At 59.9% G+C, this 12679-nt stretch carries 10 protein-coding genes and 1 other annotated feature; of the genes, 4 read left to right on the top strand and 6 right to left on the bottom strand.

The window, feature by feature from the left end:
- Window positions 1-29 precede the first annotated feature (29 nt).
- Window positions 30-85, top strand: a sequence feature (sul1 is cis-regulatory element that is thought to sense ions involved in sulfur or methionine metabolism; They are found in Alphaproteobacteria).
- Window positions 86-147: 62 nt separating this feature from the next.
- On the top strand, window positions 148-1635 hold the full coding sequence (locus tag ASE59_RS09915; RefSeq protein ID WP_056455622.1) for a SulP family inorganic anion transporter: 1488 nt from the start codon (window positions 148-150) through the stop codon (window positions 1633-1635).
- A 205-nt stretch (window positions 1636-1840) separates the two neighbouring features.
- Here ASE59_RS09915 and mqo read toward each other — a convergent pair whose 3' ends face one another.
- The 6 genes from mqo to ASE59_RS09890 all read right to left on the bottom strand — a co-directional run bounded on the left by mqo (window position 1841) and on the right by ASE59_RS09890 (window position 8536).
- Window positions 1841-3562, bottom strand: coding sequence for a malate dehydrogenase (quinone) (gene mqo / locus ASE59_RS09910; RefSeq protein ID WP_056455621.1), 1722 nt, complete (start codon window positions 3560-3562; stop codon window positions 1841-1843).
- A gap of 257 nt (window positions 3563-3819) precedes the next feature.
- Window positions 3820-4647: a helix-turn-helix domain-containing protein gene (locus ASE59_RS09905; RefSeq protein WP_235515711.1), complete on the bottom strand. Its 828-nt coding sequence runs from the start codon at window positions 4645-4647 to the stop codon at window positions 3820-3822.
- A gap of 417 nt (window positions 4648-5064) precedes the next feature.
- Window positions 5065-6009, bottom strand: a complete 945-nt coding sequence (locus ASE59_RS09900; RefSeq protein WP_056455617.1) for a replication initiator protein A — start codon at window positions 6007-6009, stop codon at window positions 5065-5067.
- Between the two features lie 136 nt (window positions 6010-6145).
- A complete protein-coding gene (locus ASE59_RS09895) occupies window positions 6146-6475 on the bottom strand; it encodes a hypothetical protein (protein ID WP_156360001.1) in 330 nt (109 codons plus the stop codon).
- A gap of 117 nt (window positions 6476-6592) precedes the next feature.
- Window positions 6593-7099, bottom strand: coding sequence for a hypothetical protein (locus ASE59_RS20080; protein ID WP_162235291.1), 507 nt, complete (start codon window positions 7097-7099; stop codon window positions 6593-6595).
- Window positions 7100-7444: 345 nt separating this feature from the next.
- Window positions 7445-8536: a 2OG-Fe(II) oxygenase gene (locus ASE59_RS09890; RefSeq protein ID WP_200913221.1), complete on the bottom strand. Its 1092-nt coding sequence runs from the start codon at window positions 8534-8536 to the stop codon at window positions 7445-7447.
- Between the two features lie 123 nt (window positions 8537-8659).
- On the opposite strand from ASE59_RS09890, the gene ASE59_RS19150 reads away from it, so the two are divergent.
- From ASE59_RS19150 to ASE59_RS19765, 3 genes are read left to right on the top strand one after another with little or no spacing between them, the layout of a single operon-like run.
- Entirely contained in the window at window positions 8660-9808 is a 1149-nt protein-coding gene (locus tag ASE59_RS19150) for a glycosyltransferase (RefSeq protein ID WP_156360000.1), read from the top strand.
- A 5-nt stretch (window positions 9809-9813) separates the two neighbouring features.
- Window positions 9814-11079: a hypothetical protein gene (locus ASE59_RS09880; protein WP_156359999.1), complete on the top strand. Its 1266-nt coding sequence runs from the start codon at window positions 9814-9816 to the stop codon at window positions 11077-11079.
- Between the two features lie 20 nt (window positions 11080-11099).
- Window positions 11100-12671 carry a hypothetical protein gene (locus ASE59_RS19765; protein ID WP_156359998.1) on the top strand — a complete coding sequence of 524 codons (1572 nt, stop codon included), beginning with the start codon at window positions 11100-11102 and terminating at the stop codon, window positions 12669-12671.
- Window positions 12672-12679 lie beyond the last annotated feature (8 nt).

The following is a 12679-nucleotide window of genomic DNA, read 5'->3' as shown; positions in this document are numbered from 1 at the left end:
GCCGATCGCCGCTATGGGCGCCTCATTCGCAAGGACCCGGTGCAATTCCGGGTGGCTATTCCGGCCGCCGATCCGCCGGACAACATCGCACATGACCTGAACGCCTGCGCCCGACGGTGGCGCCATGTGGCTTGATGTGGATTTTCCATGACTTTCGATTCCATTTCCTATCGCCGCCAATGGTTTGGCGGAGCGGCGCAGATCCGCCGCGACATTCTCGCCGGCATCGTCGTCGCGCTGGCGCTGATCCCCGAGGCGATCGGCTTTTCGATCATCGCCGGGGTCGACCCGCGCATCGGCCTCTATGCTTCGGTCGCGATCGCGATCACCATCGCCTGTATCGGCGGGCGGCCGGGCATGATCTCGGCGGCGACCGCGGCGGTCGCGGTGCTGGTCGGGCCGCTGGTCCGCGATCACGGCGTCGAATATCTCTTCGCCGCCACCATCCTGATGGGGCTGATCCAGATCGCCGCCGGGCTGCTGCGGCTCGACCGGGTGATGCAGTTCGTGTCGCGGTCGGTCATCACCGGCTTCGTCAACGCGCTCGCCATCCTGATCTTCCTGGCGCAGCTGCCGCAGCTGATCGGCGTGACGTGGCACAGCTATGCGCTGATCGCGGGGGGCCTTGCCATCATCTACCTGTTGCCGCGGGTGACGCGGGCGGTGCCGTCGCCGTTGGTCGCCATTCTGGTCCTGAGCGTCATCAGCATCGCGCTGAACCTGCCGGTCAACACCGTCGGCGATATGGGGAAGCTGCCGGAAGGGTTGCCGAGCTTCGCATGGCCGCAGGTGCCGCTGACGCTCGACACGCTGCGGATCATCCTGCCCTATGCCCTCACCATGGCGGCGGTCGGCCTACTTGAATCGCTGCTGACCGCGCAGATCGTCGACGACATGACCGATAGCGACAGCGACAAGCGGCAGGAATGTGCGGGCCAGGGCGGCGCCAACATCGTCGCCGCGCTGTTCGGCGGGATGGGCGGCTGCGCGATGATCGGGCAGTCGGTCATCAACGTGACCTCAGGGGGGCGCGGGCGGCTGTCGACCTTCGTCGCCGGGGTGTTCCTGTTGTTTCTGCTCGCCGTTCTGGGGCCATGGGTCGGGCGGGTGCCGATGCCGGCGCTGGTCGCGGTCATGATCATGGTGTCGATCGGCACGTTCAGCTGGAACTCGCTCGCCAATCTGCGCCGTCACCCGCCGACCTCGTCGATCGTGATGCTGGTCACGGTCGCGGTCGTCGTCGCGACGCGCGACCTGTCGCTGGGGGTGCTCGCCGGGGTGTTGCTGTCGGGGGTGTTCTTTGCCGGGAAGGTGCAGCGGATGTTCGCGGTCGAGCGGATCGTCGGGGATGGTGGCGTCACCTACCGCGTTACGGGTCAGATCTTCTTCGCCTCGGTCGATCGCTTCCGCCGCGCCTTCGCCGTGGAGGGGGCGGTGCCGGTGACGATCGATGTCGCCGCGGCGCATTTCTGGGACATTTCGGGCGTCGACGCGCTCGACAAGATCATCGCCCGGCTGCGTCGCGATGGGGCCGAGGTGACGGTGGCCGGCTATAACCGCGCCAGCGCTGATCTGGTCGACCGCTTTGCGCTGCACGACAAGACCGGGGTCGAGCTGGGCATCGTGCCGCATTGATCCGAAAGCCGTCGCCCCAGCGAAGGCTGACCAAGGATCGATACGGCCGAGTAGAACCGTTCGTGCTGAGTAGGGGCTGAGCTTGTCGAAGACCCGTATCGAAGCACCCTTGGCGGTCCTTCGATACGCCATTTCGACAAGCTCAATGGCTACTCAGGACGAACGGTTTCGCCTTATGCCGCCATAGTTCGCGCCCCGCCCCCCATCACATCGCCTGCTGCTCCCGGTTCAGGCTGCGCCCGGGCTGGGTCGCGGCCGGTGCCGGTGCCCCCGCAGGGGTGGTACGGACATCGGCCGGCACCTCGACGAAGGGCAGGTTCAGCGTCGCGCTGGTCATCCGCCGGATCTGGTTGGTGAAGGCCGGATCGTCGTTGAGCGTGCGGCCATAGGACGGGATCATCGCCTCGATCTTCGGCGTCCAGATGCTGGCAAGCCGTTGCGGGAACGCCTTTTTCAGCACCTCGAGCATGATCGCCGGCGAAGTCGAGGCACCCGGCGACGCGCCGAGCAGCGCGGCGATCGTCCCCTGCTTGTCGGTCACGATCTCGGTCCCGAACTGCAGTACCGGACCCTTTTTCGGGTCGCGCTTGATGACCTGCACCCGCTGTCCGGCGGTGATGAGCTTCCAGTCGCCCTGCTTGGCGTTCGGGAAATATTTGACCAGCTCGGCCTGGCGATCCTTGTCGGTCAGCATCGCCTGTTTGACCAGATATTCGACCAGTTCGGCATTTTCGGCGCCGACCGCCATCATCGGTCCGACATTGTCCTTGTAGACGCTGTTGAACAGGTCGCGCCACGATCCGTTCTTCAGGAACTTGGTGCTTTGCAGCGCGAAGGGGCCGAACAGGATCACCGATTTCCCGTCGAGCTTGCGCGCGTCGAGGTGCGGCACCGACATCGGCGGCGATCCGGCCTCCGCCTTGCCATAGACCTTGACGTCGTGGCGCGCGGTCAGCGCCGGCGTTTCGAAGGCGAGGAACTGGCCGCCGACGGGGAAGCCGCCATAATCCTTCGCCTCCGGGATGCCCGACATCTGCAACAGCTTCAGCGACGCGCCGCCCGCGCCGATGAACACGAAGCGCGCGCGGACGGTGCGGTCCTTGTTCGTCGCCAGATCGCGCACCGTCACGTTCCAGATGCCGTCGGCGCCGCGATGGAGGCCGCGAACCTCATGGCGCAGTTCGAGGTCGAAATTGGGGTTTTTGGTCAGTGCCGCGGCCAGTTGGCGGGTGATGACGCCCCAGTTCACGTCGGTGCCGATCGGCATATAGGTGGCGGCGACCTTCTGGTTCGGGTCGCGGCCTTCCATCACCAGCGGCGCCCAGGCGCGGATCTTCGCCGGGTCCTGGGTATATTCCATGCCGTAGAAGAGCGGGTTCTTGACCAGCGCCGCCTGCCGCTTGCGCAGATAGTCGATATTGGCGTCGCCCCAGACGAAGCTCATATGCGGCGTCGGGTTGATGAAGCCGTTCGGCCCGCCCAGACGCCCGGTCTTCACCTCATGCGCCCAGAATTGGCGGGCGACCTCGAACTGTTCGGCGATCTGGACCGCCTTGGTCGTGTCGATGCTGCCATCGGGGTTTTCAGGGGTGTAGTTCAGTTCGGCAAAGCCCGAATGGCCGGTGCCGGCATTATTCCACCCGTTCGAGCTCTCCTCGGCGACATTGCCGAGCCGTTCGAACATCGCCACCCGCCAATTCGGCTCCAGTTCCTGGAGATAGGTGGCGAGCGTCACGCTCATCACCCCGCCGCCGATCACCACCATGTCGAGCGGGCGGTCGTTGTCAGGCGCAGGGCCGGCGGGCGAGGCCATCGGCCGGAACAGGAAGGCGATTGCGGCGAGCAGCAGCACGGCAATGATGCCGAGCGCGATCTTGGTCTTGCGCCACCGGCGCGGGCGCGGCGGGGAGGCAGTGGGAGCTTGCATGGAACGGATCCGTTGGAAGATGAGCGCGCGGGAACGCCGTGTTCGGTTCGAACCGCGCCGGAAAATCCTCTTGTTATACGCGTTATACGAACGGGCGATCCGGCGCAAATCCGCCGGTTCCAGGCAATATTATGTAATATTGGGCCACCCACGGCTCCGCCTGCTCTCGCTGGAGAGCATCGCGCCGGCATGGCCGGTGCGTCCTTTGGTTTCGATACTCGGTGGTGGTCGATTGGGATTTTGACATTGCTGTGTTGCTAGGCCGTCAGGCTGGGACGCCGTTGGCCGGCGAGGCCGACGACATTTGTCGTCTGATCAAATGACTTTGGGAGCGGTTGCGGATCACAATGAGACTCGCATGCGGCGCGATCGATCGCCGCGCCGAGCGAGGCGAGCACCCGGCCAAGCGCACCACCCAGCGTGACCTCGGCGAGTTCCCTACAGCTAAGCGTCGCGCGCATCGCCGCCAGCTCGGCCGCCGCCTGCGCCTGATGCGCCGCCATGTCGTCGGGTAGCGGTGCGGGGCGGAAGCGGCGCGGCAGGAAGCGCAGCAGGGCGCCGGGCAGCAGCGCGCGATAGATGTTCGACGTCTGGCGATAACGCGGCCCCGCGCCCTGATTGCGGCAAAAGCGCCGCTGACGGGCGAGGAACCCCGCCGCCTCCAGCGCCGCCAGCGCGCGCGCCACCGTCGCCCGGCCGAGCGCGGTCGCCCGGGCCAGATGGTCATAGGTCGGGAACACCCGTCCGCCGTTCAGCCGGGCGAGGGTACATATCTCCTCGAACACCCGCACTGCACCGGCGGTCAGGCCGCACAGCACCGTCTCGGCTGCGGTCAGCGCACGCCCCTCGGCCCGTGCCGCACGGCGCCGGGCGCGGCCGGCATCGAGCGCGGCGCGCGCCATGCGCAGCAGCCGGTCGGTCTCGCCCTTGGCCGGCACCGCGAAGAAACTGTCCTCGACCGTCCCCGCCTCGACGCTGCCACGCCGCACCGGTGCGCCAGTGCGGTGCACGCCACCACTGCGTGGTCGTGTGCCATGGCCCGGATCGGCCATGCGCGCGATCGCTTGCGCCAGGATGAGCGCCATCATCGTCCCCTTTGTCCGGGGCCGTGACAAACATGCAAAAAAGGGGCGTGGCGCGAAACGCGCGTCCTTGAACCGACAAGCGATCGAAGGTATTGGAGAAGGCCTGCTAGAGCCGGTTCGACGTTTGGCGACGTCGCTCCAAAACCTGGGACGCCCGGCCTTCGTGCCGGGCTTTCCTTTATGTGGTCACGGCCAATTCCCTTGTCTTCCGGCCCGGTGCCGGTTTCCGCGACCTTTGCAGATCAAATCCAACATCGGAAGCGTTCCCGGTTCGTGCTTTCGAGTAGGAAAGCGGGAATTACGTTCGATTCGGCGCAAATCGCCCGACACGATTCGTGCTTTCGGATAGCAATATGGCGGTACGTTCGTGCTTTCGGGTAGGAAATACCCGGCCGCATTCGTGCTTTCGGATAGGAATTAGGCGGCGTTGGCGTCCGCCGATTCGGTTTCGCCCGAATCACCCGCTTCGTCACTGCCGAGCGCGCGGGGACGGCGGGTCAGCACCACCTGCACCGGGGTCGCGCGCCGCCCGCGCCGGGGCGCCTCACCCTCGGGCGCTTCCTGCTCAATCAGCTCCAACCGATAGTCGGGGATACTGTCTGCTGCTGCTATCTGCTTCAAAGCATTACGGAAATTGGCGAGCGGGTTTTGATAGCCGATCTGCAGGCGAAAGGTCGCGAGGTCGGTTTCCAACCGCTCCTCGCCGCTCGATCGCGCCACTTCATAGATACGCCGCTCGATCGGCCCTAGCTGGAAATAGGCGGCGGCATAGTCGAGCACATGCCGGTCGAGCAGGATCGCGCGGAACAGCCAGTCGCATAGCCGCACCTTGACCGCCTTCAGCCGCCGCTCGCCGCCCCGCGTGCGCGAATAATGCAGCTTGGCTTCGGACAGCCACGAGAAGAAGCCTTCCTCGCCTTCGCCGCCCGCCTCGATATTGGTCTTGATCTGCGTACCCTGCAGTCGCTCCAGCGCTTCCGACAGTCGTCCGTACGACCGCGCCGAGTGATTGGCCCCGGTCACCGTGAACAGATCATGCGCGGTAAAGACGAAGTCCTGCGTCACCGTCTCGCCGATCTCGATCTTCGCCAGCATCAGGCTGGCGATATACAGCACGATCTCCTTGTCATAGATCGTCGCGACGCCGCTGGCTGACGGCCGTACTTCGATCGATATGGCATTTGCCTGATAAGTCAGCGGTTTCATCCACGCATTCTTGGCCAGCGCAAAGAACGGAAACGCCATCAACGACCGCTCGCCGCGGATTTCGGCGGTCAGCGGACTGTCGAGCCGGAACAGATCGCCCTGCGGACGGGCTGGGGGCTTGGCGGGCGTACGCGGGGAAGGGGGCTTGCGGGTCATGGGGCTATTCTACTCGAAAGCACGAAGATGCGACGGGAAACCGGGCCCACCCGAACGCCGACACTGGCGGTGATCGCGCCCATTCGTGCTTTCGAGTAGGAAATGGTCGGACGGCACGTCGCCCGCCCGGCCGGGATCACCGGCGCGGACGCCCGGCGGTACGCGCCTGATCGCCGGCAACGGCGAAGGGCGAGGTCGCATTGGCCTGCGGGTCGTAATAGCGGTCGATGCGGTTGCGGATGCGCGACTGGACCCGGTTCTGGATCCGGCCGTTGATCCGCCCCATCGGCTCGATCCCGGCCTCGGCGGCGACGTCCTCGCGCGTCTGGCGCTGCCCGGTCTGCCCGGCGGCCGACCGCGCGGTCTCGCCCTGGCGGGTTTCCGGCAGAGGCTGCTGGACCGGCGCGACCTGGTCCTGCGCGTCGTCCGGATAGCGATCCTGCGCCATGACAGGCGGATTTTCCACCGCTATCAATAGGAGCGCAGTTGCCACAAAAATCATAATCCGCTTTCGTTTGGGGTAGGTCGCTCAGCGATCCGAACAATGGCAACATGTCGTCGATGGCAGCACTAGGCTACAGCATCAATAAGAATAGTGGAAGTTTAGGCTTTGCCTTCGGCTTTCTCGTTTGGGTCCGGACGCAATAACCATCTTTTGTTCCATGCCGGATGGCGATTTACGGTCCAGTAAGGAGGCGGTGAGATGTGGGATTTTTCCGGTTTCCGATGCCCAATGGGAGCGGATCGCTCCGCTTTTGCCGACCGACGTGCAGGGCAACGCACGGATGGATGATCGCCATGTACTGAGCGGGATCGTACATGCGGTGTGCAGGGCGCTGGCGGACGGCGCGGAGGTGCATGGGTCGAAGAAGACGCTGCACAGCGCTTCGTGCGCTGCGCCGAGCGCGGTGTTTGGACAGATGTCTTCAGCACGCTGGCAGGCGCTGGACCGGCTGTTGATCGACAGCAGTTGCATCAACACCCACGCTGCGCAGGCGGTGGAAAGGGGACCTTGGCCCATGGCATCGGCCGCACCAAAGGCGGTCGAAGCACCAAGGTCGATGCCGTCTGCGACGCCAAGGGCCATCATGCCTGCCAACGCCAGAAAACGCGCACGACCGCAAGGTCGCCAAGACCTGCATCGCTGCATCGCCACCAGCTGCCGAACTCGTCGCCGACAAGGGATACGATAGTCAGGTTTTGCCCGAATAGCTCGATGAACGCGGCATCAGGCGTTATCCTGCCGCGTCGCAACCGCAAGGTCCCGTACGCCTACGACCGCAACATCGAGAACTTCATGACAGCCGTCGCATTGGCTGCACCAGTCATATGGTGGCTATGCGTTTGAACCCTGGTTCGAATCAGACGAAGAAACGGGGGTCGCGTCAGCACCACCAAATGCCGGGATCGAGGACCTAGCTGACTCTTTTTGCAATCACGAATTTTGGTCACGCTTGTATAAATGTTCGTTTTCCACCACGCCCTTTGCAAACACCTTTCGGACAGCCATGCGCGCTGTCGCGTCTGCGCGTAACACCACATCGCGAAGCTTCTGTTCGGGCCGACCACGAAAGGAAGTGACATGAAAAGTGTCGTCATGCTTCAATGCTTCGTCAGCAAAATAGTAATTTGATATGCAGCAGCGGAATCCGTTAACCTTGATCGGGCTGACCGAATGCCAAGACTGATTATGCGTTGCCATAACTGCCAAACGATTAAATCGGCTATGGATTACGGTTTGCTCCTGCTCAACACCGCCAGGCCAAACCTCCAGATTGCCTCCGTTTTCTTCCTTCCAGTCCGGCGTCACATAATATAGCAGATTAAGAACTCGCCAGCGGTCACGGTCCTTATCATGGGAATTATCCAAGTGCGGGTTAAGGTACTGATCCTTTCCCATCATCGATATACCACCAGCATACAGGTGACTATCAGGATAGGCGGATTTCATATCACATATATTTTTTACTATTTCAACTACGCGCTCATCCTGAAAAGCATAAACAGTTTCTTCAAGGATAGCGTCGTAGTTGTTCATTTGTGCCGCAATGTATTTATATTCACGCAGCGTCTTCTTCAACTTCATGGTTTCTGGCTTGGGAAACTGGGCATGGATTGCGCGTGCCAATGCTTCCGGCAACAGATCGTCGATATAGAAATAGCCAATGCCGACACGCGATGCCGCATACTGGGCGGCCATTCGCTCCTTCTCGGCCGTCATGCGCGCGACGATCATGTCTGCAATTTCTTTGCGATTTGTCATCGTTTTCCCGTGGAACACCTGCGATTGCAGATCCACTACGAAATCCGTGGCATCGATGCAATCCAACGATATCGCGGCCGAACCAATAGAAACCTCTAGCAAGACCTCTATAATGGTGAAATGTTGCCAGTAGGGCAAGCTTCTGATAGCGGCATCCCGCAATGCCCAACCGCCTCTCAAGATGCCGGCTATCGCTTGGGAAAGACGCAGCAAACAGGCATTATAGAGGCGGCGCTTGGCGTCAGCGAAGGCCAGAAGGAGCATCCGGCGCCTTGACGATTTGGGAGCTAGCGCAATTGCCCGCAGCCTTCTGAAATAGCGCATTACCAAGCAAGAAACGCCCCCCGTCGACTGCCCACCGCAGCAACTGCAAATTGTGAGGATATAGTGCCAACCATCGTTCTCTCCGGCGTCAACCTGGTCAGCGGGGGCACACTTAAGATCCTGCAGGATTGCGCCGAAACTGTACGGCAAAAACTACCTGACTGGCGAGTTGTTGCAATTGTCAACAATGCTGATGTAATCAATACTCCGATGGTAGAGACCATATGCTTGCCAGAAGCCAAAAAATCTTGGCTAAAAAGAATCTATACCGAATATTTCGGAATGAAGAAGCTTTCCAAGCAGCTTAATGCGGATATATGGCTTTCTATGCATGATTTGAGCCCAGTGGTAAGCGCTGGCTCTCAATTTGTTTACTGCCATCATCCTGATTGTTTTTACCGTTTTTCTATAAAAGAAATTTATAGCGAACCAAAACTCCTCATATTTAGTGCAGTATATTCTTTATTCTACAGAATAAATATACATGCCAATCGGGCAGTTATAGTTCAGCAGCAATGGTTGCGCCAAGAATTCGAAAAACGATACGGCGTTCGGAATGTCGTTGTTGCTCACCCAGTGCCTGAGACATTCCCTTTATCAAGCCCCCCCGCCAGTCCACTCAATACATTCGTCTATCCATCCCTGCCTCGTGGCTTCAAGAACTTTGAACTCATTGGTGAAGCAGCACTGTTACTAGACCGAGAACCTAGCTGGCGTGGGGAAATTATATGGACAATTGACCCGGGCGAAAGCCGACTGACGCGACAACTTTATAAATCTTATGGAGCTTCCCGTAGTATTAAATTCGTTGGCTTGCAGGATCGTGCTGCCATGAACAAACTGTACGAGAAGATGGACTGCCTGTTGTTTCCGTCGCGGTTGGAAACATGGGGCCTGCCGATCAGCGAAACCAAGAGCTTGGGCAAGCCAATGATCGTTGCCGATCTGCCGTATGCTCATGAAACGGTTGGCAGCTATGATAAGGTGCAGTTCGTTAATTCTGCTGATCCGCGCCAGTTGGCGGACATAATGCTGGAGAAACATTTAAACGGATGGTCCTCTGTATCGGTTCAAGCGGATGCGATTCCTGGACCGTTCGCTGATAATTGGCCAGAACTCGTCGACATGATTGTCTCGATTCACGAAAAGCGAAACCGCTCCATTTCAGCGGGAACCACTATTCCGCTTCAATCTTACAAACATCAGCAGTGATTGCGATGAAATTCGATAAGTCACGTACGTTTAGAGAAACCCATTATTCGCCTAACAAAAAAGGCGGCGCGATGGCTTTCTGTGCGATGGTTTCGGTGATTGCGTTGCCATCGACCCTACGTTTCGCCTTAGACGCATCGTCAGGCATATCCGGACTGTTGTCAGCCTGTCTTTTTGTAATCGGCGCAGGTGTTTTCGGCTTCTATCGAATAAATGGTGGGCGCTATTTGAATGTGACGCTGGCAGCGATAATCCTTTTTACGTTCACCGTCGTCCTGCAGGGCACCATCGCGTCGCTGACCGTCTCGGGCGATTTGTTGCGCGGGATCAGTTCGCTTGGGGCGGTGGGGATCGTGATCGTGACCGCATATCTGATACGTACCATTTTGATCCAGACTCCGTCGGCAGCACTTGATCGGGTCATAACGATCATCTCCAGCGGCTTTGTCTTCATCGCGATTGTTGCGATTGCAGGCGTGCAGCCGATCCAGTCTGATTACGTCAAACCCGTTTTCCCCTTTGCAGAGCCGTCGCATTTTGCGCTCAGCTTCACACCGTTCCTGATTTATCAGTGCGTGCGTTCGTCCTTGCCGATGCGGATTGGGTGGCTGGTCATCGCGCTCGCTATCGCCGTTCTGCTCGAAAGCCTGTCGCTGGTCGTTGCCGTTGGCGTGGCCGCCGCTTGCTGCCTGCCGCCGGCAATTCTCGGCGCCGGGCTAGTCGCAGTCAGTGCCGTTGCCGGATATCTGGACATCAGCTATTATACCGATCGTCTAGATTTCTCGAGTAACACAACCAACATTTCTACTCTGGTCTATATTCAAGGGTATGAACTGACCCAAGCGGCGCTGGAACGAACTGGCGGTTGGGGAATCGGCTTTCAGCAGCTGGGTATTGTGCCACTCAACGTGCCGACCAGCGACCTAATCTACCGGCTCATCCAAGATGACGCGAACCTACGTGACGGCGGTTTGACGGCGGCCAAGCTGATAGCTGAACTAGGTATCTTCGGCATCGCTCTCGTCGCAACCTACCTGTATCTGGCGATCCGTGCCGGACTCGGATTGCGGGCACTGGCGAACGGCAAACGGAGGGGCACCGCGCACGAACTGTTTGCCCTAGCGGTAATCACTGCACCGCTGATCGAGGTTTTCGTGCGCGGCATAGGCTATTTCAGCGGAACATTGCTCCTGATGATGGCTGGCTTGCTGATGGCGAGCGAAGGGCAATATCTCGCTCGCCGACGACCTGCTGCAAAGGACGCTCCGTGAAGGTGTCAAGGCGCCAAGCGATGTTCGGGCTGTCCGGGATAGCCGCCGGAGCGGGCGCGATCATTCCTGCCGGCAAAAACGTCGAACAGCAAAGGGTGGACGATACAGAGGACCCCCTGCAACGCCGCTACGACGCACTTGCCACGGCGGGCGGCGGAACACTGGAGCTGCCAGTGGGCACGCATCGGGTGTCGCTGAACATGCATTCGCGGAAAGTGCACTTGCGCGGGGCAGGCCGGGACGCAACCATCCTGATGCCCCGCGATCCGGCGCTTCCGATCTTAAGTCAGCGATATAGCATTGCCAGCTGGGATGCGGTGACGATCGCCGACCTAACGCTGCGCGGCAAAAACGCTGGGATAGGGCTAGGCTATGGCACAGTCGAGGGCGACCAATTTGGCGGCACCAGAGTATGCAACGTCAAATTCACTGGTTTCGAAAAATCCATTAGCCGTCCAACCGGCAATATAGGCTTGTACTTGGAAGATTGTCAGTTCGAGGATGCGGATTATCACCTTTGGGGACATAGTTTCCGTGGCAAAGACGATACCATCATGCACAGCGGTGTCCTTAGCGTACGACGCTGCCACTTTCAGGATGCACGAAAAGCAGTGCTGTACGTCGACAGCCCAGTTATTGGATCTGGTCAGATCGTCTTCGATGAATGTATCTTCGAGAATAATCCCGGTTTTGTCTTTGTCTTCGTTCGTTTTGAAAGCCGCGATGGCGTACCGGGCGTAAGTATTCGGTCGTGTTGGAATGAAGCAAATGGAACTGGTGGTATAGAAAACGCACTGGTACTAGCTGGCAAACGCCAGATGCCTGCCTTCCTGTTTGCTGATCGTGTGGGCACAATCGACTTTCACGACACGCCGCTAGGCAAGATAATACTGTTAGGCGATACCAGCATTACCACCCGATCCTGTGCCCTTGATCTGTTCGCGGTAGAACATGCCGATGCCGCAGCGGCAATCGTCCATTACGACGCTCGAATTTTTGGCGGACAAGTGGTTCCTGGCGTTACGCGCAGCCTAGCCAACGCAAATCAGAGAAATTCGGGTCCGGGTGGAGCGATTTTCCAGTTACCGCACCGTATAGGCGTCGTTCACCCTCAGATTGACGAAGCATATGCTGTCAGCACCTGCCATGATCCGATCGTTGCTGATGGCAAACGCCGGTTGGCGACGCACAGCGTGGTCGATGCTATCCTGCCGGGTAGCATGGTCAGTCAGCAGATGGAGTTCGAGACGGGCGACGGCGTCTATCTGGGACCGATACAAGTTCCGCGGGCGGCATGGATCGCCTGGACGCTCGCATATCGCAAGGTGGCAGGAGGCGCGCCCACCTTGTCCATCAATGGCCGGATGGGCGTATCCGTTAACGCACCCTTGGACGCGACGGAGTGGACGACGATCGGGGGTGTGGCCTTTGTTGATCGGCCGCTAGACCAAATCGGCTTCTTACTTCAGGCGACGACACGCGCATCGCTGCGGATTGGTGGCTACCAATTGATATGTTTCCGCACAAGACAAGCGGCAACGGAAATGCTCAACGACCAACTGTTCCGTGAACCACAAGCGGGCCCGCGCTAGCCGGGCCC

Origin of the sequence: Sphingomonas sp. Leaf10 (assembly GCF_001421245.1) — a bacterium.
Taxonomy (GTDB): Bacteria; Pseudomonadota; Alphaproteobacteria; order Sphingomonadales; family Sphingomonadaceae; genus Sphingomonas.
The sequence above is the reverse complement of the archived record's forward strand: the minus strand, read 5'-3'. Positions and strand labels throughout refer to the sequence as shown.